Annotated in this window: 22 protein-coding genes; 15 read left to right on the plus strand and 7 right to left on the minus strand. The window is 27.3% G+C overall.

The features are described 5' to 3' along the window. Positions 1-146: 146 nt before the first annotated feature. Entirely contained in the window at positions 147-362 is a 216-nt protein-coding gene (locus HPY57_15510) for a hypothetical protein (GenBank protein ID NPV13173.1), read from the minus strand. A 647-nt stretch (positions 363-1,009) separates the two neighbouring features. Between HPY57_15510 and HPY57_15515 the strand changes: the two genes are divergently transcribed. The 6 genes from HPY57_15515 to HPY57_15540 all read left to right on the plus strand — a co-directional run bounded on the left by HPY57_15515 (position 1,010) and on the right by HPY57_15540 (position 8,993). Beyond that, complete coding sequence (locus HPY57_15515; GenBank protein ID NPV13174.1) at positions 1,010-1,711, plus strand: hypothetical protein; 702 nt, start codon at positions 1,010-1,012, stop codon at positions 1,709-1,711. 93 nt (positions 1,712-1,804) lie between these two features. After that, positions 1,805-4,672 (plus strand): T9SS type A sorting domain-containing protein, encoded by a 2,868-nt coding sequence (locus tag HPY57_15520; GenBank protein ID NPV13175.1) that lies wholly within the window; start codon positions 1,805-1,807, stop codon positions 4,670-4,672. A gap of 179 nt (positions 4,673-4,851) precedes the next feature. Continuing rightward, on the plus strand, positions 4,852-5,043 hold the full coding sequence (locus HPY57_15525) for a hypothetical protein (GenBank protein NPV13176.1): 192 nt from the start codon (positions 4,852-4,854) through the stop codon (positions 5,041-5,043). Between the two features lie 77 nt (positions 5,044-5,120). After that, on the plus strand, positions 5,121-5,918 hold the full coding sequence (locus HPY57_15530; GenBank protein NPV13177.1) for a glycosyltransferase family 2 protein: 798 nt from the start codon (positions 5,121-5,123) through the stop codon (positions 5,916-5,918). Beyond that, positions 5,902-8,556 (plus strand): glycosyltransferase, encoded by a 2,655-nt coding sequence (locus HPY57_15535; protein ID NPV13178.1) that lies wholly within the window; start codon positions 5,902-5,904, stop codon positions 8,554-8,556. The genes HPY57_15530 and HPY57_15535 overlap by 17 nt, the downstream gene beginning before the upstream one ends. Positions 8,557-8,558: 2 nt before the next feature. Next, the gene (locus HPY57_15540) at positions 8,559-8,993 is read left to right on the plus strand and encodes a hypothetical protein (GenBank protein NPV13179.1); all 435 of its coding nucleotides are present in this window, start codon (positions 8,559-8,561) and stop codon (positions 8,991-8,993) included. 350 nt (positions 8,994-9,343) lie between these two features. Here HPY57_15540 and HPY57_15545 read toward each other — a convergent pair whose 3' ends face one another. The 5 genes from HPY57_15545 to HPY57_15565 all read right to left on the minus strand — a co-directional run bounded on the left by HPY57_15545 (position 9,344) and on the right by HPY57_15565 (position 12,526). After that, positions 9,344-9,931, minus strand: a complete 588-nt coding sequence (locus HPY57_15545; protein ID NPV13180.1) for a hypothetical protein — start codon at positions 9,929-9,931, stop codon at positions 9,344-9,346. Between the two features lie 22 nt (positions 9,932-9,953). Continuing rightward, entirely contained in the window at positions 9,954-11,339 is a 1,386-nt protein-coding gene (locus tag HPY57_15550; protein ID NPV13181.1) for a hypothetical protein, read from the minus strand. 276 nt (positions 11,340-11,615) lie between these two features. Next, complete coding sequence (locus tag HPY57_15555; protein NPV13182.1) at positions 11,616-12,032, minus strand: hypothetical protein; 417 nt, start codon at positions 12,030-12,032, stop codon at positions 11,616-11,618. Next, a complete protein-coding gene (locus HPY57_15560; GenBank protein NPV13183.1) occupies positions 12,029-12,250 on the minus strand; it encodes a hypothetical protein in 222 nt (73 codons plus the stop codon). Before HPY57_15560 ends, HPY57_15555 begins: the two co-directional genes overlap by 4 nt. A 105-nt stretch (positions 12,251-12,355) precedes the next feature. Then, positions 12,356-12,526 carry a hypothetical protein gene (locus tag HPY57_15565; protein ID NPV13184.1) on the minus strand — a complete coding sequence of 57 codons (171 nt, stop codon included), beginning with the start codon at positions 12,524-12,526 and terminating at the stop codon, positions 12,356-12,358. Between the two features lie 308 nt (positions 12,527-12,834). Here HPY57_15565 and HPY57_15570 point away from each other — a divergent pair, with 308 nt between their 5' ends. From HPY57_15570 to HPY57_15610, 9 genes are all read left to right on the plus strand, one after another. Beyond that, the gene (locus tag HPY57_15570) at positions 12,835-13,650 is read left to right on the plus strand and encodes a hypothetical protein (protein ID NPV13185.1); all 816 of its coding nucleotides are present in this window, start codon (positions 12,835-12,837) and stop codon (positions 13,648-13,650) included. Continuing rightward, positions 13,637-13,831, plus strand: a complete 195-nt coding sequence (locus HPY57_15575; GenBank protein ID NPV13186.1) for a hypothetical protein — start codon at positions 13,637-13,639, stop codon at positions 13,829-13,831. The genes HPY57_15570 and HPY57_15575 overlap by 14 nt, the downstream gene beginning before the upstream one ends. A gap of 15 nt (positions 13,832-13,846) precedes the next feature. After that, entirely contained in the window at positions 13,847-14,929 is a 1,083-nt protein-coding gene (locus HPY57_15580) for a radical SAM protein (GenBank protein NPV13187.1), read from the plus strand. Positions 14,930-15,028: 99 nt separating this feature from the next. After that, entirely contained in the window at positions 15,029-15,670 is a 642-nt protein-coding gene (locus HPY57_15585; protein NPV13188.1) for a DUF3228 family protein, read from the plus strand. Further along, entirely contained in the window at positions 15,670-16,134 is a 465-nt protein-coding gene (rnhA, locus tag HPY57_15590) for a ribonuclease HI (GenBank protein NPV13189.1), read from the plus strand. The genes HPY57_15585 and rnhA overlap by 1 nt, the downstream gene beginning before the upstream one ends. 194 nt (positions 16,135-16,328) lie before the next feature. After that, a complete protein-coding gene (locus HPY57_15595) occupies positions 16,329-18,002 on the plus strand; it encodes a hypothetical protein (GenBank protein NPV13190.1) in 1,674 nt (557 codons plus the stop codon). Between the two features lie 62 nt (positions 18,003-18,064). Next, positions 18,065-18,976 (plus strand): radical SAM protein, encoded by a 912-nt coding sequence (locus tag HPY57_15600; protein ID NPV13191.1) that lies wholly within the window; start codon positions 18,065-18,067, stop codon positions 18,974-18,976. A 210-nt stretch (positions 18,977-19,186) separates the two neighbouring features. Further along, positions 19,187-20,344, plus strand: a complete 1,158-nt coding sequence (locus HPY57_15605) for a hypothetical protein (protein ID NPV13192.1) — start codon at positions 19,187-19,189, stop codon at positions 20,342-20,344. 218 nt (positions 20,345-20,562) lie between these two features. Then, entirely contained in the window at positions 20,563-20,826 is a 264-nt protein-coding gene (locus HPY57_15610) for a hypothetical protein (protein NPV13193.1), read from the plus strand. Here the strand turns inward: HPY57_15610 and HPY57_15615 are convergent. Then, positions 20,784-21,662 carry a hypothetical protein gene (locus HPY57_15615; GenBank protein ID NPV13194.1) on the minus strand — a complete coding sequence of 293 codons (879 nt, stop codon included), beginning with the start codon at positions 21,660-21,662 and terminating at the stop codon, positions 20,784-20,786. The two genes, HPY57_15610 and HPY57_15615, sit on opposite strands and share 43 nt — an antisense overlap. Between the last annotated feature and the right edge of the window lie 38 nt (positions 21,663-21,700).

Below are 21,700 nucleotides of genomic sequence, written 5' to 3' on the forward strand. Positions count from 1 at the left end.
ATAAAAATTTTTTGGTTGCCTAAATTTAGATGTTTATTTTTAAAATTTAAACAAAATTCGTAAATTCTTTGTGGTCATAAAAACTTAGATTATTTTTTGTTAATAATCCAATTAATTCAAATCATATCCTAAACAAACATGAAACATTATTGGTTGTTTAATATTTTAAATAATGTTACAATTATACTTATTACAAAAATAATGACTATAACAGCACCTATTAATGCAAAACCAGCCCATAAAGGACAAGTAACCCACCACCAACTCCAATCAATTGTATTTGTTAATTTTAACACTAAAAATATAAAGAATAGTAACATTGAGGTACTAATTCCACTTTTTGTTGCACCGTTTTTACTCATTTTTTATCCTTACGATTAAATTTTGAAAAAAAATTAATTAATTTTTATATAACATTTTTCCTAATAAGTTTTAATAATTAAAATACTTTATGAGGTATAATTTCTATTAAATATAAATAACTAGATGCAAACCCTTTAATTTTGTAATTTTTTTTATTAAAATTAGTTTCAAAAAAACCATATTTCGTAATTACAATAAAAATATTTTTTTTTAATCCTGACAAAAAAAATCAATACAAAAATAATATTAGCTATAACGGTTATTTCTTAAATTGAAATATAAAACTTAAAGATAATAAAGTTTATTTGTTGTTATGTATAGGTTTGGTTAATTAAGGTTTAATCGAAGAAGTGAACAAAAATTTTTAAAGAAAAATAAGGACAGGAATTTTAATTTTTTATATTTATATATAAAGAAAAAACAAATATAAGATTTGAAACAATTTATTAAAACTACAATACGGGAATTTTTAACTGAAAGTCAATTGAATAATAATGATAAATTAATCTATGATTTAGTTTCTGATTGGGTCATTTCTTCTTTAGATGATGTGGAAAAGAGACAAATAATAGGAGAGAAACTATCACATTAAAAAGTTAGTTAGACTTAAATATAAAATTAAAGACGAATAGATAAAATTTAAAAAATGATATTAAAAAAAGTTACATTTACAGGTGTTGATGATTGGACAAATACAAATCATATGGTAGATATTTGGAAAAAGAATAAATGGGTTGAGTGGGGTTACCTATATTCTAAAAATCTTAATGGTGTGGAAAAAAGATATCCAAACGTAAAAAAATTAATTCAACACTTTAAAAGTGAAGGTTATTTTATGAACAGATCATTACATTTATGTGGTTCTGTTGTACAAGAAATTTTATCAAATGGTCTTATAAATTATGACATAACATATTTAATGACAGGTATTAACAGAGTTCAATTAAATTTTAATTTGAAACAATCACATATAAACATAATTAAATTTTTTTCTTTTATTAATAGATATCCTAATCCATTTATTTTACAAATTAATGATAATAACAAACCTTTTATTAATGCAATAATTCCTTATGTAAATGAAGATAGATTTCATTTTTTATTTGATATATCTAATGATATTAAAGAAATTCCTAAGCCAATAGAAGGTAGGATTTGTGGTTGGACAGGTGGTTTAAGTCCTGACAATTTGGAACAAAAACTAATTCAATTGGAAGAACAATTACCAAAAGATTTAGGAATTTGGATTGATATTGAAACAGGTGTGAGAACTGATGATTACTTTGACCTTTCAAAAGTAGAAAAATGTTGTGAAATTATTAATAAATTCAATTATATTAAAAGATGATTTAATAAAAAAGAAAATAATTAAAAAAAAATTAAATCTATACAACTTTAATATTAAATTTACGTATAACTTAAATAAGTGAAAATACTTATTATGACAAATATAAATTTACAATATATAAAAACTGTACTTTTAGCAGTGGTTTTAAGTGTATATGCTTTTACGCTGCAAGCTCAAGGTGTTATGTGGACCAAACAATTTAAAGGAACTGGTCAGGCAAATCCGACGGAAGTGATTCAAGATGAAAGTGGAAATTACTATGTTTATGGTAATTTTAATGGTGAGATAAAAATTGACACAGTTGTGGTTAATGCTGTGGCGTTACAAGATGTTTTTGTTGCAAAATTTAATGGTCTTGGTCAATTACAATGGTTTAAAACAATTGCAGGAATTGGTACAGAAAGTGCATATGGAATGAAATTTTCGAGAGATAAAAGTTTTATTTATTTATCAGGAGTTTTTAGTAATACTACATCGTTTTTTAATCAAGATAATTTATTAAATAATGGTGGAAACGATATTTATTTGTGTAAAATAAATTTAAACGGAAATTTAATTTGGACAAAAAATGTAGCTTATGGGTCAACGCATCAAATGGGTGGGTATTTTGATATCGACAATAATGGGAACATCATTATGGTTGGACAATTTACTTCATCCGTTATTTTTTATGATGATTTGTATGATATTACATTGACAGTGGATGATCCATATCAAAAACAAAGTTTTATTGTAAAATTTGATGCAAGTGGCTATCCGCAATGGTCTAAACTTTTTTATGGCACTTCTGATGTTAATTATGTAAGAAATGTGTCATTGATAGGCAATGAATATTTTTTGTCTGGACAAGCAACCGGGACCATTCAATATGATGAAAAACCAATAATTACTATTAATTCAAGTTATAAAAATGGTTTTATAATGAAAACAGATGCCAATGGAAATTTTGTTTGGATAAGAAAAATATTAACTACGAATAACGATTTATATGTCATTAAACATACTTCTGATATAAATGGTGATCAGTATATAGCAGGGAAATTTGCAGCATACCGTATTAAATTCGATTCTACACTTACCGATACATCCAAAAAAATTTATTATAACACATCAAATGGGACATACGATTTGTTTGTGGCTAAATATAGCAGGAGTGGTTCATTGCAATGGGTCAGACTTTATGGTAGTAATAAAGATGAAAATGTAATTAATATTACTCATTCAAACGGTCAAGTAATGTTTACAGGATCGTATGGTTCTAATATTAATTTTGGTACTATATCATTAGATTATAAAGCACAAAGCGACGGATTTTTAGCTATAATGGATTTAAACGGTACTATATTAAATGCACTAAATGTGAAGGGCAAATTAAATGAAATCGGCAATTCTGCATATTTTAGCAATACAGCTAGAAATTATGTTTGGTTAGGTGAATTTTTTTCAGATACAGCTACAATTAGTTCTACAAATATTATCAATGATTTACCTACTAAAAGAGATGGTTTTGTTTTTAGGTATGGATGTTTTGATAGTGTAAGTTTTGCCATTACCAAAGTAACTTGCACCGGTCTTAATAATGGAAGTATAACAGCTAATCCTTCGTTTGGTAGTGAACCTTATACATATTTGTGGAGTAATAATTCAACAAGTCAAACGATATCAAATTTAGCAGCTGGTAATTACACTGTAACAGTTGTTGGTGCAAATAACTGTGAATTGGTTGAAACGGTATCGTTGTCTCAAATACCTTTATTGACAGCTGAAATTATAAATATTCAACATATTGCATGTTTTGGAGGAACCACAGGTTCTGCTACAGCTAATCCAATAAATGGAAATCCGCCTTATACTTATAAATGGTCTAATGGTAAAACGACTCAAACAATTACTAATTTAGCCGCAGGAACATATAATGTTACGATAACCGACCAATGTGGAACAAAAGCAACAGCACAAGTTACTATTACTCAAGCATCAAAAGTTGATGCCTCTGTTACATCTACACCTTCTACATGTAGAGGGGGAAATGATGGTACTGCAACAGCAACTCCAATTGGAGGTATGATTCCTTATACATATAATTGGACTAATGGACAAACAACACAAACTGCTATTAATTTATTAGGAGGTAATACATATAAAGTAACTGTTAAAGATGGTTGTCAAAATTCAGTAGTAAAATCTATTACAATATCTCAACCTTTAGCTTTAAACGGAACTGTAATTACATATGCTTCTTCGCCATGTGTTCCTACCGGTATAGCTATTGCTACAGGTACTAATGGAACTCCACCATATACATATAAATGGAATACTGGAGATACAACAGCATCAATTTCAAATCTATCAGCGAATACTGCATATACCGTTACTATAAAAGATGCTTGTAATGCATCAAAATCAATAAGGAAAACAGTTGGTTCAAAAGTTATTAATATTTCAACTACTGTAACGTGTACTCCAACCGGTAGTTGTCAAGGTTCTATTAAAGCAAATGTTACTGGTGGAGATGCTCCTTATACCTATTTATGGAACAATGGTCAAACATCGCAAACAGCTGTAAATTTATGTAAAGGATATTATAGAGTTACTGTAACAGATGCTAATGGATGTACTAATAGAAAAACCGGAATTTATGTTGGAAATTGTGCAAAATCATTTATGATTGAAGATGATACAAATAGTGATAATGATTATGAAGAATTGACAAACATAATAAACGTTTATCCAAATCCGGCAAACGATGTATTAACAATTCAATTACCAGATGAAGAATTAGACTGTGATTTTGAATTTGAAATGTATGATATGATAGGAAATAAAATCTTTGAAAAGAAGTTGGAAAATGCTTTTGGACAAATAAATTTAGATATTCATCATCTATCAGAAGGGATATACATTGCTAAAATAAAATTTGGTGAAAATGTTTTAAGTCAAAAAATTATAATCAGCAGGTAAATTAATCCAATAACTTTTTATAAATCATTGCTAAACCCTGAATAGTTTCAAACTATTCAGGGTTTCTTTTTTATTAAAAATCCAACCTTGAATATAATTTCGAACTATTCAGGGTTTATTTTTTTTTATTAAAATCCATTTTCAATCATTAATATATAAAAGAAAAATAAGTTAATATTATGGCAAAAAGATGGAAATGGGTTAGATCAATCCTAGTAAATGCTGGTCATTACACTACTGTTAGTTCACTTGCTAATGTTACTATTTTAAGTATTATTGGTGATGAAGAAACAGGTTATTTGTACTGGAGAGATGGCTCAATTAATTATAGAGCACGTATTACTGACACTTCTGCTGAAGTAATCAGCTAATATTTTAACATTTAAGAAATTTAAACCTACTTGGAATAATATATAAAAATAAAATTATTCTAAGTAGGTTTTACATTATGATTACTTTTGATAAACAAATAAAAAATCTTTTTAAAGACTATAAAAAACGTGAAAAAGAATTAGAATTAATTGATAATAATATAAATCAATTAATCATAGATATGAAAGAACGTCATAAAATTTCTTTTATCATATCTGCTTACAAATCAGAGAATTTTATTGAAGAATGTTTAAATTCTATTGAAAAAGTAGAAGGTTTGTATTATTATGAAATATTAATTGGTATTGATAATTGTATAGAAACACTTAATAAAATTAAAGAAAAAAATTACAAAAATCTTAAAATATTTTGGTTTACTAAAAATGTTGGACCTTATGTGGTTAAAAATACACTCGTAAAACAAGCTAAATTTAACACCATTTGTTTTTTTGATTCAGATGATATTATGTTACCAAATTATCTTTATAACCTCATATATTTCACCAAAAACACGTATGTAAATGTAAAATGTACTAATTTTACACATCCAGATAAAACAAAAACTACAATGACATATAATCCTGCAGGAGTTATTATTGTTAATAAGAAAGATTTTATTTCAGTAAACGGTTATGCAGATTGGCGTTGTGGTGCAGACACAGATTTGATCAGAAGATTAGATATGAAAGGCATTCAAAGAATTGATGCAAAAAAAGTGACTTTTCTAAGAAGGATTCACGAAAATAATATTACAAATGATAGTTTATACGGAAATGATTCAATATATAGAAAAGAAAGACATCAAGAATCATTGAGTCGTAAAAAACCAAAATTAAAATCGTATATAACTTCTGATTATGAATTACTTGCTTAATGAAAATTTTGACAACTTACAAGGATGGAAATTATATAAAAGTGCTGTTAGTCCTGATTATAAGAACAGTTCCAATTATTCTTTGAAATTTATTACGAATGGTAGTTACGCTATTACTCCTTTATTGACTACACCACAAAACATACAATTACATTATAAACTTTCTACTCATCAAACTTGGGGCACAGATAAATGGGGCAATCCTTCATTTAATCCAGTTGATCAGTTATTTCTTTATTATTCAAAAGATTTGGTTGTTTGGACAAAAATTAATTGTGGTGGTCCCGATGGTGGAATTTTTCCGTCAAAAGATATACCAGAACACGAAATAAAATACTTTTATAAATCAAATAAAGTTAATATTTCACTATATGAAAACATTTATCTTAAATTAGAAAGAGTTAATAAAAATGGTGGTAAGGTTTCAGAAGATTTTTACATAGATGATATAATCATAGAAAATAAAATCAAATCATTTAAAACCAATGTTGTTATTTCTGCTTATGATGCCGCAGAATTTATAGAAGAATGTTTGGATTCAATTAAGAGTCAAACACACCCAGTAAATAAGATTTTACTAGGTATAGATGGTTGTCCTAAAACATTAGAAAAAGTAAAAAATATTTCTTGGAAGTATGATAATTTGGAAATATACAATGCAGAAAAAAAAAATAAAGGTAAATATGTAACAATAAATTCATTGATAGATTTGGTACCAAATGATGAATACTTTATCACATTTGATGCTGATGACGTAATGAATCCTGATATGGTTTCTAAAATGACAATTGACACACAACCAAAGGTTTGTGATGATGGTGTTATATTTATAAGTAAAGAAATATTTAACAAAGTTGGTGGTTATCAAGATTGGAAATGTGCTGCTGATTCAGATTTATTAAAAAGATTAAGCAATGTTACAAAAATAAACAGAATAGAAAGATTGTATTTTAGGAGAGAACACGAAAAACAATTAACAAAAATGCCAGAAACAAAGCATGGTTCCGAATTAAGAAGAACATATACAAAAATTATGAATGAAAATAAAAACATTAAAATCGAGGCTAAAAAGAACGAAATCAAGAAAATTGAAGAAATGGATGAATTAGATGTTAAGATTTTAGGAATGCTTGAAGATATGGAGAAGAGAGAACTTAAAGATAAAATTGAGAGACTCGAAGAAAGAATAAATATTATAGATAATCGTTTAAAATATATCGAAACAAATAAATCAACTGAAGACAAATTACCATTATCAATAATAATAACAGCATATCAGACAGAAAACTATATAGAAGAATGTTTGGATTCTATTGAAAATCAAACATATTTTAACAATAATAATAATTATGAAATTCTTATAGGTGTTGATAATTGTGCAAAAACTTTGAAAAAACTGGAAGAAATTAAATCAAAATATAGGAATATAAAGATATATATGATGGATTCAAATAAAGGTACATATATCACATCCAATACACTATTAAATTTGGTAAAATATGACAACATATTAAGATTTGATAGTGATGATATTATGGATTTAGATATGATCAAAGAAGTAATGTATTTTGCTAAATATTATGATGTTATAAGAATAAAGTGTGTTGATTTTTTTATAAAAGATAATAAAAAAATTTATACTTTATTCAAAAGATTTGCCGCTGGTGTTATTTTTTATAAAAAACCAATTATAGAATTAGTAGGTGCCTATGAGCCTTGGATATGTGCTGCTGATAGTGATTTAATAGAGAGAATTAATAAAATATCAACATCCTATTTTTTAGACAAAGTATTATTTTACAGAAGAGTTCATCAAAATAGTTTATCTACAAGAGATGAAACAAAGAATAATTCACAAATTAGAAATATGTATCATTCTAAAATGATTGAAAACAAAAATAATAATATTATTAATGTTGAAAGAATAACAAATTCATTTAAAGAAATTATAAAAATAAAACACTTGGTTGTAACAAGATTAGCAATTAAGTGGAGATTTAATGAAACAAATTTATCTTGGGATGATTGGTTAAAGAATAGTATTTACTTGATGAATAGATATTGCAGACCATCATTAAAAAATCAAAGTAATCAAGATTTTACACTATTATCAATAGTAGATAAAAGTGTAACATATTATGGTGATGTACTGGAAAATGAAATTATATTGAAAGTGCCAGAAATTAAAAAAGGAATCGATATTAAAAAAGTAATAATAAATTCAATAAATAAATATATTTATACTCTTAAAGGTTACGATTATGTTATAATAACAAGATTAGATCGAGATGATTGTCTTGCACACGATTTTGTTGATAATATAAGAAATAATTTTTCATATATCGAAGAATATATTGATATTAATTATTCTTATATTTATGATACTAAAACGGATATTTTTTATAAATCTGAAAAATATAAAAAAATGATTTCACCTTTTGTCTCAACTTATGAAAAAATCAATAATGGTAAAATAAATTGTTATCCTTTTTTAGTAGACCATACTAAAGTTGGAAAAATGTTAAATGGTAAAAAATGCGATAAACTACAATGTATTCAAGTAATACATGATTATAATTTAAAAAATAAAGTATATGGTATAATAACCGATATAAATAAAAAAGATTTTGGTATATAGAAATGGAAAATATAAATAAATTGAAAAAATGTGTATTTACAATAATTATCAATGATTATTACAATATTTATGACAATCATTTTAAGACAGAAGATTGGGATTATTTTTGCATAACTGATGACAAACAAATGAAATCATCGTTTTGGGAAATGATTTATGTAGAAAATGAAAGCAAAACAGCTATAGAACATGCAAAAATTTCCAAATTTTACAAAACTAATTATGACATCTTTTTTAAAGATTATGACTTGATATTGTATGTAGATGGACGAATTGCTATAAATTGTGATCTTAATGACTATGCAAAAAATATTGATAATAATGATATTTTTTTCATGAAACACAAAGCAAAGAGTATAAAAGAACATTATAATACTATTCTTAATAATAAATATGAAACTGAAGAAATGATTAATATAATAAAGAATATAAAATAAAAGAATTCTCCAACGAAAAATTTCAAGAATTTCTTTTACACCATCAAAAGAAAAAATTGAAATTGTTTTTGATTCTCCAACTGGTGAGCATAAAAGGTAATTTATTAACAATCATATACAAACTATAATCATATTTTTGCTGGTAATTAGAAATATTATTAAAACTACAATTTGTATTTTTTAAAATCTATCGAACTGTCAAAAACTTCGATAAAGTTTTCAAAATCTGTAATTACGCTTTCTTGATATTTTGCTTGTCTCCAAGCTAATGGATTTTTTGAATCCCATGCGGTTAAGTCGGAACCAAATCCTTTTCCAAAACCTTTCTTTTTAAGTTCTTGTTTATCTTTCTAATTTAACAAATGAGGATTTACTTCATCTTGCCAATGCTTTTTTGGACCGCCTTTATATTCTTTTAAAGGAATAAATTCAACTTTAGCATCTCTTCTCCACCAATAATCATCACGCATTTCTAATTCTTCATCTACTAAAACTTCTACTTTACATTCATCGTCATTCCATATGTCTTTGTTTAAATAAGTTTCAATAGCATTTACAACATCATGAAGTTCTTTATTATCTTTTGGAAATTTCCAAAATGTAATTAATTTATATTTTGGAAAATATCTACCAGCTAAATCTCCTCTACCTGCATGTTTTTCATACTCTACTATTTTTTCAATAGGAACATCTGGATATTGATCATGAAATTCTTTTAAACTTTCTTTATTATTTATATCTGGTATTGGTAGATTATACCATCCTTTTTCTTTTAACCAATCATATAAACAGTCTATATGTGTGTAATTAACACAAAAATCACCATTGTAAAAACCAAATGCAAAACCTTCATTAAAGTGAAAATCTACATAATTACCATCTTTTGTTTGAAAATTTTGAACATAATTTGGATTTTCAAATAATTTAAATGATTTCACATTGTTTAACTTTCTTAATATTTTATTTCCATATAATTTTCCCATTTATTTTACAATTTTGTTTTAACCATTCTATATCTTTTTCAGTTAAATTATTATTATAACAATAAAAATTACCTTCAACCATTTCTGGAGCACCTTTTAATGAAGTTAATTGATTATTATAACAATAAAAACCACCTTCAACTATTTCTGGAGCACCTTTTAATGAAATTAATTTATTATCAGAACAAATAAAATCACCTTCAACTATTTTTGGAGCACCTTCCAATGAAGTTAATTGATTATCAGAACAATCAAAATAACCTTCAACCTTTTCTGGAGCACCTTCCAATGAAGTTAATTTATTATTATCACAATAAAAATCACCTTCAACTATTTCTGGGGCACCTTCTAATGAAGTTAATTGATTATCATAACAATAAAAATCACCTTTAACTATTTCTGGTGCACCTTTTAATGAAGTTAATTGATTATAAGAACAAATAAAATCACCTTCAACCTTTTCTGGAGCACCTTCCAATGAAGTTAATTTATTATTATCACAATAAAAATCACCTTCAACTATTTCTGGGGCACCTTCTAATGAAGTTAATTGATTAAAAGAACAATTAAAATTACCTTCAACCTTTTCTGGTGCACCTTCTAATAAAATTAATTGATTATAAGAACAATCAAAATTGCCTTCAACCATTTCTGGTGCACCTTCTAATGAAGTTAATTGATTATAAGAACAATCAAAATAACCTTCAACTTTTTCTGGGGTACCTTCTAATGAAGTTAATTGATTAAAAGAACAATTAAAATAACCTTCAACCTTTTCTGGGGCACCTTCTAATGAAGTTAATTGATTATAAGAACAATCAAAATCGCCTTCAACTATTTTTGGTGAACCTAATAGTGTGTTTTTTCCCCATTTAATAGAATCATTAAAATATTTTTTATATTCTTTATTATAATTATTTAACAACCAATATTTTATATCTTCATTTTCATTTAAAAATGTTTTTAGATCAACTTTTTTATCGAATTTATCCATGAATTGTTTTGATCTTAAATGAAGTTGGTATTTTTCTTTTGAATCTGTTTTAGAAATGAATATAAGTAATTCTCTTCCAGGTTTATGATATTTTTTATACCATTTAGAGGTTTTTTCTGTGGCTGTACACCATTCAGTTCCTTTACCAAGAATGCATGAATCTTCATATGTTCTAGGAATATATAAATTAAAATTTTTAAACTCCTTTACAAAAATTTTATCTTTTATCTCACTTCTGCTTAAAATTTCTTCACTTTCTTTAAAAGGTTCTATAGTTTTTGCTAATTCACCCAGAGAATCATATAAATTTATATCTCTTTTATTGAGAGGTAATTTATTTCTAACAGATTGTCTATTAAATATATCCAAATAGTCTTTTACTTTATAAAGGTCTTCTAATTTTAATTTATTTGATTTATAAAGGTTTAAAAGCCACTTACAATATTTACCGAAATAAAGATTTCCATCTATCCAAGATGTTGGATCTGATGAAATAATTTCTTTAAATATTTTGTAATCAATGTTTTTATAATATTTATTATAAATTACATCTATGTTTTCTTTTCGAATGATTTTTTCTAAATGAAATTGTTATAATTTTTCATATTGTCTTTTTTGTTAAATTATTATAACAATAAATATTTTTTAATTAAATGTTAATAAATATTTTAATTTTTGTAATAATGCTATAACTTCATCTATTAATGCAGAGATTTCTCGATCATCTTTAAATATATTATCTTGGTAAACTTTAAATATCTCAATACATTGGTCAGCAAAACCATAAGAATCTAACTCTTGAAGATTTCTTAATGGTATATATGTGTCTATATTTATCATAATTCTACCATATTTACCTTGAATAACTTCCATTATATTGTCAGCTATTTCTTTAAATTCTTCATTAAATTCATCAAAAACATTATGATGACCCATTTTTGGTGTTTGCCAATGAAACATTTGAATTTGTGCCAATACGTGCAATATTTTTATTGCAATTTCTGATTTCTCAGTGTCAGCAAAAATTCCAAAGTTTTCATATATTTTAAATTTTGTTATCATAATTTTTTACATATTATTTTTTGTGCAAAAGCATAAGTATCATTATCCTTTTTAGTCAACGATGCGTTTGCAATATCGTTCCAATTTTTAGAAATTTCCATTTCATGATTTAAAGATTCTTTGTAAGAATTTTTTACTTCATTACAAGCTGGTGTTACTACTTTACAATTTTTATAAAAAAGATATTGCCCTATATATTTGTGAAGATTCAAGTTCATTCTTTATTTGTTCATTAAGCATTTTTAATATTTTATCTGATAGTCTTGCTTTGTTCTTTATATCAGAGAATGATTTGAACATTTTAATTCTTTTTATTGTTTTATTTATTTTTTATTGTATGTAAATTGTTCAAATGTTTTAATTTTTTGGTTTTTGCCAATTTGGCATTTTTCACAAACACCAGATTCTAATTCAAAGAAATACCTAAGTTGTCTGCCACATAATGCACATTTCTTTTCGTCTTTAAATAATGAAATATCCTTTTTCTTTTTCATAAATATTTTTTTTTTTATATTACTATATATAAAACTTTTATCTTCATTATTTTTATATTTTTACTTTATTTTTTTTTGGCAATGGACTTACCGATTGAAGTATTTTCCCAATGATAGATACAATTTTTATTGTTCTTAATAAGATGTAGAGAAAGTTTTAAAGACATAAAATATCATTTTGTAATAATTTTAATGATAAAAAATTATCTATAATTTAATTTTTTTTAATTCATATATTTTTTATAATTTTGTAATTAAATTTTAAGAACATTTGGTTGCAATTATTTTTAATAATTATAAACGTATTTATGAAAAATGACAAACTGGGCGATCGTATGAAGATGTACGAAAGCCAAACAACAAAATACAGACTAATTCCTCTTCTACCAGTAATGGCAAGACTTGATGGAAAAGGTTTTTCAAAATTTACAAAAGGTCTAAAAAGACCATATGATGAAAGATTATCAAAACTGATGGTTGAAACAACTAAGTATCTTGTTGCAGAAACAAATGCTAATTGTGGATACACTCAGTCTGATGAAATCACACTTTGTTGGTACAATAATGACATAAAATCTCAATCATATTTTAATGGTAAAGTCTTCAAAATTCTGACCGAATTATCATCAATGTGTTCAGTATTTTTCAATGAAAAACTATCTGAATATCTACCTGAAAAAGTCGGTAAGAGACCTCGTTTCGATTGTAGAGTTTGGAATGTACCAACTCTTGATGAAGCAGTAAACACATTCCTATGGAGAGAATTTGATGCAACTAAGAATTCTATTTCTATGGCTGCACAATCAGTTTACTCACACAATCAACTTGAAGGTAAGAACGGTTCTGAAAAACAGGAAATGCTTTTCCAGAAAGGCATCAAATGGAACGACTATCCTTCATTCTTCAAACGTGGAACTTATGTTCAACGTAAAGTAAGAACTGGAAAACTTACAATCGAAGAACTGGAAAAACTTCCACCAAAGCACAATGCTAGGAAGAATCCAGACCTTGTAATTGAAAGAAAATATGTGGAAACTCTTGACCTTCCACCTCTTTCAAAAGTAGTATACAGTACCAGCACTGATATGCTCAGTGATTTATGGTCTGATTATGTATTGGTTTGATATAACGACACCATTAACAGATGGTCTGTTCTTTTTTATTGGATATATGACAAGTTCATATTTCATTACAAAAATAAAGAGTAACCCAGACAAAAAGAAAGCAGATAAGAATATGATAGTTTATTCACTTTCAGTTTTGTCTGTATGCGTTCTTATATTAGTTTTAATATCAATTCTTTAATAAAAAAAAAAAATAATGAAAGCAACAAAAATTAAAATGTTTGATGGATCTTTTGGAATCATTATTGAAAATGAAAATTTTAAATCATTGATACATCCAAAATATAATTATAGATTTAGAAAGTCTGATGGTCTTTTTGTTCGTTGGGGTGCAACAAAAAAAGATGATGGTGATATGACACTTGGACTTCCTGAAATTTGTGATATGGAAATATCTACAATTTGTAATGGTGTAAAAGGTATTGGTCCGTGTAAATTCTGTTACAAAGGTAATACAGGAAAAGGTAAAAATATGTCTTTTGAGACATTCAAAAAAGTGTTTCATAATCTTCCACCAACTATTACTCAGATTGCTTTTGGTATCGGTGATATTGATAGTAATCCTGATATGTGGAAGATTTTTGATTATGCAAAATCTAATGGTGTAACACCTAACGTAACTATTAATGGTGGTCGTATGACACCAGAATTATTTGACAGACTTGCTTCTACTTGCGGTGCTGTTGCAGTTAGTCTTTATGATAAAGATTTAACCTATAATGCAATTCATGAACTTACTAACAGAGGTATGAAACAAGTCAATATTCATTTTATGATTTCAAACGAAACATATGATAGAGCTATTGAACTTATGAATGATAAAATGTCAGACCCAAGACTTTCAAAACTTAATGCTATTGTTTTTCTTTCCCTTAAACTTAAAGGTAGAGCAATAGGTCATTATACTCAACTTTCACAAGAAAAATTCAAAGAATTGACAGATTATGCACTTAATAATAATATCCCTATGGGATTTGATTCATGTTCAGCGCCCAAGTTTGTAAAATCTATCAAAAATAGAGAAAATGCAACTCAACTTGAAATGTTTGCAGAACCTTGTGAAAGTTCAATTTATAGTTGTTATATATCTTCCGATGCAAAATATTACCCATGCAGTTTTTCTGAAGGTGTTAATGGTTGGGAAGAAGGTATTGATGTATCTGTTGAAAATTTAGATTTTCTTCAGGATGTATGGTATTCAAATAAAGTTAAAGAGTTTTCTGATAGTGTTATTAATTGTAGAAAAAAATGCAAAGCTTGTCCAATTTATGATATTTAATTTTGATTGAACAAATAGATGAGATTAAAAAAAATAAATAAAAATGTATATAATTTCTCCAATAAGATAGACAAAAAAAAATAAATTTTGTAGAAGTAAATGAAAATTAAATTAACAGACTTTAGTAAAAGACATTTTGATAAAAATTTTGGTGGAACTAAAATTCTAAATATGACACCAGAAGAATTTGAAAAATCAATTGATGTATTAAATTATATTGATTTTAAAAATTGTGAAAAAGGAAAAAATATTTCAAATTTAGATAATACTCAAATATTTGTACATGATGGTTATGCATCATTTTGTAAACTTGTTGCTATTACAAATTTTACAGATGCAAAGGTTGGTTCACTTCCTATTACACTTGAAAATTATCAATATTTAAGAAGTGGTTATTCTGCACGTAGAGATAATGAATTACCAGTTTTTTCGAGATGGCTAGAATTACCACTTGGTAAACCTAAAGCAGAATGGTTGATTCTAATTCTTTATTCTTATGAACAACTTCACAAGGAACATTCAGAAAATCCTAATAATGATGGAATACCTTTCTTATTCGATGGAGAATGGGGTATTGTGGCTATTCTTGGTCAAAGTCATCCAAACGAAGAACCAATGAAACCTGAAACTATGATTAGAAATGCTCTTGGTATTTCTGAAGGTGGTTCTGGTGTGCCTCTCGATAGAGAAAAATATTTAAAAAGTGTAGATTTTTGGGATAAAAACGCAACAGTAAAGTAATGAAAGTATTTATTTATACGGACGGTGCTTGTTCTTGCAACCCAGGTGTTGGTGGTTATGGTACGATATTAGTTTGTGGTGATTTAAGAAAAGAATTATCACAAGGATATAAATTAACTACGAATAACAGAATGGAATTACTCGCAGTTATTGCAGGTCTTGAAGCACTCAAAAAAGATAATTTAGAATTGGAAATCATTTCCGACTCTAAATATGTTATCGATTCTGTTAATAAAGGTTGGGTATTCAATTGGGAGAAAAATAATTTTAAAAACCGAAAAAATTCAGACCTATGGAAAAGATTTCTAGTTCTTTATAGAAAACACAAAGTCAAAATGGTTTGGATAAAAGGACATAATTCACATCCTGAAAACGAAAAATGTGATAAATTAGCAGTAAACGCTTATAAACAAATAAATTTATTAAAAGACGAAGGTTATGAAATATATTTAAATGAAAAGTAAAGGAAAATATAGAATTCCTTAAGTGATAGTTACTACAAACAGAATAAAATATTATAATGAAATGATGGTTTTGAGAAAGATTGGAGAAAATGGAATTAAAAATTTAGGAATGAATTGGTAATAACCAATTTAAAAAATATAATTTTTTTATTTAATATTAATTCCATAATTTTGTATTATAAACAGAAAATTGTATGAAATATCAAGAACTAAAGAAATTTGACCTCAATTCAATTAAAAACCAAGAAGAAGCCATTAAATGGAAAGACGCTGTCATGTCTTCAGAAAAAGAAGACATATTAAAATATATTAATTTCCTTCGTTGGCAACAATTTAATCAATCAGATATTAAGTACATGAACAGAATTGTTAAATTTTTGTCATTTGATGAACTTATTGATTTTGAGAGAGAAAATTCAAATATAATCACAGGTGATACAGAAGATTTAATATTGCTTGTTGAAACTCCAAAAGAAGAAAAATTAGCAAATCCAGTATATATTGACGGTAAAGAATATTCTGTTAAGAGTGTTCTTGAAGATGATTTTGAATCAATTATGATAGTTTCTGATAGAGAAGGCAAACTATATAAATTTGGTTTCATTGTTCTTACAAAACTTCAAGGTTTGGAACTATATGCGTATGAACTTTTTGAAGAAAGTCAAGAATACTACAAGCAGATAATTGACGCTAAAGTAGGCACAAAAATCAACATATATTGTGATATTGTTGGTGAAAAACAAATTACTAAGACTTTTAAAAAGTCAGACCTTTTGATTGAAGAAAAGAATTTTATATTGGCTACAAAAACTAATAAAGGTATTATGTCGCCAGTTACAAAAGAAGGTACTTATTCAATTCTCAAAAAAGAAGAAGTAATTTCTGCTGACGGTATTTCAGAAGATAGAATTGCAAATGAAATTTCAAGATTCCAGCAAGAAATCGCTAATAAACTTGGTTTCAAACAAAGTGATATTCATATTGCAACTCAAAGTGCTATAAACACAAATAAACAAAAAGAAAAGACTGCAGAAGACTTTGCAGATGATTTTAAATTTTCAAAGAAATATTTCTTCTCTGTTCAATCTCCTATAGAAAATGAAGAATATAGTGGTGTAAATCCTTTAACACATTCTATTCTTAATTTCCACGGTGAAAATAAAGAGAAAAATGAAGAAGGTGAATATTTCAACGAATATGAATACGTACATGAAGTATATGAACTACTTGACAAAGTATTTGGTATTATAGAAGAAATGGAAGGTGTTTGGGCTATTGAAAATACTAAACTTGACAGAGTTGTAAGAAAACTTATAAGAGCTGGTGCAGATGTTGAATTTATTAACGAAACTGCAAATGATTTCTTAAAGAGATTTATCAATAAGAATGTTGGTAGGATTTTAAATCATGTTATGAATCTTCAGATTGTTAAGAAAATAAAAAGCAAGAAAGACGTTGCTGAATTTGCAAAAGATTCAGGTACAGAACTATATGTTCAAATTGGCCAGTTAATGACTGCTGTTCTTGAAGGTACTCAAAGATTATATGGTGAAAATCATATGGTATTTGGTTCAGACCATAAAATTATTATTTGTAAGTTTGATAAACTTGACCTTCGTGAAGCAAGTGAGTACGCTATTGAAAATGGTTACGATAACTTTTATGTTATTGAAAAAGATAAATTCCAGCAGTATGATGCTTGGTATAAAGAAACACTGAAAAACAAGGTTGATGAAGCAGAAGATACAACTATGCCTACACCTACAACCGTAGATAATTCGAATGTGAGTTCTAATTTTGTTCATCCAGAAGAAGTAAAAGACCAATCTACTGAAAAATTAATAGATGAAGATGATGAAGCAGAATAAAGATAATCATTTTTGCAGTTCAGGAAAATTTAACAGTCTTGAAAAAGCAATTTTAAAATAATATGAAAATTCAAAGTCTATCCATAGTAGTTCCCACGAATAAGTGTGTAAACAACTGTCCTTACTGTGTTTCAAAAACACATGACAATGACTACAAAGATGAATTTCAATGTGGTAAAAATCCCAGATTTGAAAGAGATTACATTGAAAGATTATCATTCGCTAAGGATAATGGTGTAAACATAATTATACTTACTGGTACTGGTGAAGCATTACAGAACAAGAAATTTTTAAATAAATTTGCAACTTGGAATACCTCACTCAAATCACCGTTTTATATTATTGAACTCCAGACTACTGGTGTGATGTTAGATGATGAAACACTTGAATTTCTCAGAGATCAGGTAAGAGTTAAAACTATTTCTTTATCTGTATCTGATTTATTTGATAATGAAAACAACTTGAATATTATTGGAGTTACTGAAAAACTTCGTTTTAATCTTGATGAACTTTGTAAGAAGATTAAAGAATATGATTTTAACCTTAGAATTTCTTTGAATGTACTTAATAATATTGAGAAATTACTGTTTATTGATAATGATACTGATTTTAAATATGATTTCAATAAACTGTTTTTAAGATTAAAAGAACTTGGTGTTGACCAAGTTACATTTAGAAAATTGTGGAAATCAAATAATAACAATAATATTGATAAGTGGATTGAAGAAAACTCTTCGGATACGAACTCATTCTTTACATTTCTGAAAGCATATATCAGAGAAAAAGGAAAATTACTAGGTAGACTAACTTTTGGCGCATTACAATATGAAATGTGTGGTGAGAATGGTATATCAACAGTTATTGATGAAGATTGTATGGCAGATGAAGTAAAAGATACTTTCAAGTATTTAATTTTGAGAGAAAATGGAAAACTTTATACTAAATGGGATTCAAAAGCATCATTAATATTCTAATAATTTAAACATCAAAAGATAATTTCTTATTTGGCTGGCAAATTTGATGTTAAAAGTTGTGAAGTTTACATAAACTCATAAAAAAATTAATTTTCAGACCTTTAAAATAGAGTAAGTACTTCATATGTTTTTACAAACCTGAGAATTTTAAATCTCAGGATTTTTTATTTCGATATTTTTTGCTTAATTTTGTATTCTAAAAATGGATATATGAAATATTTTTTACCTACATATGAACAGTCTAAAGAGATTGTAGCATCTAAGGGTATTATGGTTTTTTACGAAACTGTAAACTATATAGATGGTTACAAAGTTTCTGCATTTAACTACAGATTACCTAAGTATATGGACTTTTTAGTTCCTGTGGAAGGTAAGAATTACGATGCTCGTGAATTCAGAGGTTTAACCTATGTCTTCAACGAAGATGGTACTGTATTCAATAGATACTTGATGTTGAATAAATTCTGGAACGTAGACCAGGTTACTGAAACTTTATTCGATAAAGTAAAAAATAAAAAGATAAAGTCTGTCTACAACAAAGAAGACGGTTCTTTAATATCTTTCATTAGATTACCTAACGGTAAAGTTGTTGCAAAGACTAAAATGGGATTTGACAACGACCAGGCTGTTTCTGCAAACGAATTGCTTGCAAAGAATGAATCTATCTTTAAATTCGTAAACGAATGTTTAGATAACGATTTAGTTACTATGTGGGAATACGTTTCTTTCAAGAACAAGATTGTATTAGACTACAAAGATACTAACTTAATCTTGTTAAGAGTAAGAAACAACAAGACTGGAGAATATGTTGATGTTGAACAGTTTAGAGGTTTAGGTTTTGATGTTGTTAAAACTATGTCAATAGGTTCTGATTTAGAATCTATAATGAAGTGGTTAGAAACTGCGGTTGATATAGAAGGTGTTGTTATCACTTTTGAAGATGACATGATGGTTAAGGCGAAATCAAAATGGTACTGTGCTAGACATCACTTACTTACAGAAGAATCTAACAGAGAAGACTACATAATCGAAATGGTTTTGAAAGAAACTATAGACGATTTAAAGGCTCAGTTAAATCCTGTATCTGATGTTGAAAGAATAGCTTGGATTGAAAATATCGAAGTTATAGTTAGAAACTTTTTAGCTGAAAGAGTTGCAGAAGTTGAAGAATTAGTTTCTAAATATACTGGTGATTTGAAATACTTTGCTATTGCTTACAAGAAAGATAAGAACTTTTCACTTGCTATCAACGTAGTAAGAGGAAAATGTGACGCTTACACTGCTGTTAAAGAATGGTTATTAGTGCAAACTAAACATCTTGAACAAGCAAGATCATTTATAAATGAAAAAGGTTTCAAGAGAAAATAATCTTTTGAAACTTTTTTAATCTCTACACTTGAAAAACTCGGTGTAGAATTTGCAGGCTTCTATCATGCAGATATGCAGAAACTTATATATGCTATTGATAACTATTACAATAAATAATTTTTTTTATTCAAAATTTTGCTATATATTTGTATAAAATATGACAATTTTGGGAATATGGAGGTGATGTTCAAGGAACATTTGGCATTTGCGTAAAAGACATGGAACCGCCTTGTTCAGGTACTCCTCTTGCTGGAACAATTTCAGCTACTCCTAATTCAGTTTCATGTCCAAATACAAGTGTTACTTTAAATTCAACAGGTTATACGATAGGGTGTAACATAACTTATTTATGGCAAAGTTCACTTGATAATTCTACATGGTCAGACATCATTGGAGCCAACACAATACCGTATTCTTTAGTAGTTACATCTCAAAGCTATTATCGTTTGAAAATAGTATGTTTGAATAGCGGTATTGTATAGACATTAGCCGATGTTGTTATTGCACCCATGTTGTAATTCGGACTATTTACGTTAATATAATTGGTAGAGGTCGTACTTAGATTGCCCATTGCCGTTGGTGAAACAGCGTGTCCAATATTTTTAGTAAGAATTTTAATAATTGCATTTTCACCCGGATCCAAACGACCATTGTTGTTGCCGGCAGCATCATCAACTAAAACGGTAGTAGCATTTAAAACAGGTGCATTTAATGGAAGGGTAAAAGTCGTGGTCCATGAAGTGTTTTGATCATCGGTAGCAGTTATTGTAAAAGTAGCTGTTTCTTGGTCGCTTACAACCGTATCAACTGTAAAGGCAAAGGCATTATATTTAGTTGAAGTTGCAGAAGCAACTATAACTCCAAACGATTCTATGCTATCAGTTAAATGAATATGAGGATTATTGCAACTTAGCGTAGCTTCAACCTGATTTGCATCTTGAAGTCCAACATTTGAGAGGGTTACATCCAGATTAACATTTTCGCTGTATTCAACATTCCCATTAGCTGCAACTCCGGTATCATGAATAACATTGCTCTGATAAATAACATAAGGAGTATTATTGGGAACCAACTGAACTGTTCCGACATGAGGCTGGCGATTTTGTTTAGTAATAACGATATCCAATGTACTTGGCGATGAAATACTCGATAAATCGAGTGTAACGCTGGTACCCGAACCGGTATATTTAGCATCAATCCATGTGTTGTTGATAGATAAGCCCACATAAGCATAAGGTTCTGTAGTAACGGTTAAAGTAGGTGTTCCAACCGGTACAGAATTTAGATAAGAGGCCGATAAGGGTGTTGGTATGCCCAAAGAGAAACATTGAAAACTACATTCGTCTCTATGAAAAA

This window comes from Ignavibacteria bacterium, assembly GCA_013177855.1.
Taxonomy (GTDB): Bacteria; Bacteroidota; Ignavibacteria; order Ch128b; family Ch128b; genus Ch128b.

What these genes read in the sequence shown, in the direction of transcription:
- HPY57_15565 (NPV13184.1), bottom strand. Translation starts at nt 12,526, where the DNA reads ATGAAAAAGAAAAAGGATATTTCATTATTTAAAGACGAAAAGAAATGT.
- rnhA (NPV13189.1), top strand. Translation starts at nt 15,670, where the DNA reads ATGAAAGTATTTATTTATACGGACGGTGCTTGTTCTTGCAACCCAGGT.
- HPY57_15510 (NPV13173.1), bottom strand. Translation starts at nt 362, where the DNA reads ATGAGTAAAAACGGTGCAACAAAAAGTGGAATTAGTACCTCAATGTTA.
- HPY57_15520 (NPV13175.1), top strand. Translation starts at nt 1,805, where the DNA reads ATGACAAATATAAATTTACAATATATAAAAACTGTACTTTTAGCAGTG.
- HPY57_15525 (NPV13176.1), top strand. Translation starts at nt 4,852, where the DNA reads ATGGCAAAAAGATGGAAATGGGTTAGATCAATCCTAGTAAATGCTGGT.
- HPY57_15580 (NPV13187.1), top strand. Translation starts at nt 13,847, where the DNA reads ATGAAAGCAACAAAAATTAAAATGTTTGATGGATCTTTTGGAATCATT.
- HPY57_15560 (NPV13183.1), bottom strand. Translation starts at nt 12,250, where the DNA reads ATGAACTTGAATCTTCACAAATATATAGGGCAATATCTTTTTTATAAA.
- HPY57_15515 (NPV13174.1), top strand. Translation starts at nt 1,010, where the DNA reads ATGATATTAAAAAAAGTTACATTTACAGGTGTTGATGATTGGACAAAT.
- HPY57_15530 (NPV13177.1), top strand. Translation starts at nt 5,121, where the DNA reads ATGATTACTTTTGATAAACAAATAAAAAATCTTTTTAAAGACTATAAA.
- HPY57_15600 (NPV13191.1), top strand. Translation starts at nt 18,065, where the DNA reads ATGAAAATTCAAAGTCTATCCATAGTAGTTCCCACGAATAAGTGTGTA.
- HPY57_15585 (NPV13188.1), top strand. Translation starts at nt 15,029, where the DNA reads ATGAAAATTAAATTAACAGACTTTAGTAAAAGACATTTTGATAAAAAT.
- HPY57_15535 (NPV13178.1), top strand. Translation starts at nt 5,902, where the DNA reads ATGAATTACTTGCTTAATGAAAATTTTGACAACTTACAAGGATGGAAA.
- HPY57_15570 (NPV13185.1), top strand. Translation starts at nt 12,835, where the DNA reads ATGAAAAATGACAAACTGGGCGATCGTATGAAGATGTACGAAAGCCAA.
- HPY57_15540 (NPV13179.1), top strand. Translation starts at nt 8,559, where the DNA reads ATGGAAAATATAAATAAATTGAAAAAATGTGTATTTACAATAATTATC.
- HPY57_15555 (NPV13182.1), bottom strand. Translation starts at nt 12,032, where the DNA reads ATGATAACAAAATTTAAAATATATGAAAACTTTGGAATTTTTGCTGAC.
- HPY57_15605 (NPV13192.1), top strand. Translation starts at nt 19,187, where the DNA reads ATGAAATATTTTTTACCTACATATGAACAGTCTAAAGAGATTGTAGCA.
- HPY57_15595 (NPV13190.1), top strand. Translation starts at nt 16,329, where the DNA reads ATGAAATATCAAGAACTAAAGAAATTTGACCTCAATTCAATTAAAAAC.
- HPY57_15610 (NPV13193.1), top strand. Translation starts at nt 20,563, where the DNA reads ATGGAACCGCCTTGTTCAGGTACTCCTCTTGCTGGAACAATTTCAGCT.
- HPY57_15575 (NPV13186.1), top strand. Translation starts at nt 13,637, where the DNA reads ATGTATTGGTTTGATATAACGACACCATTAACAGATGGTCTGTTCTTT.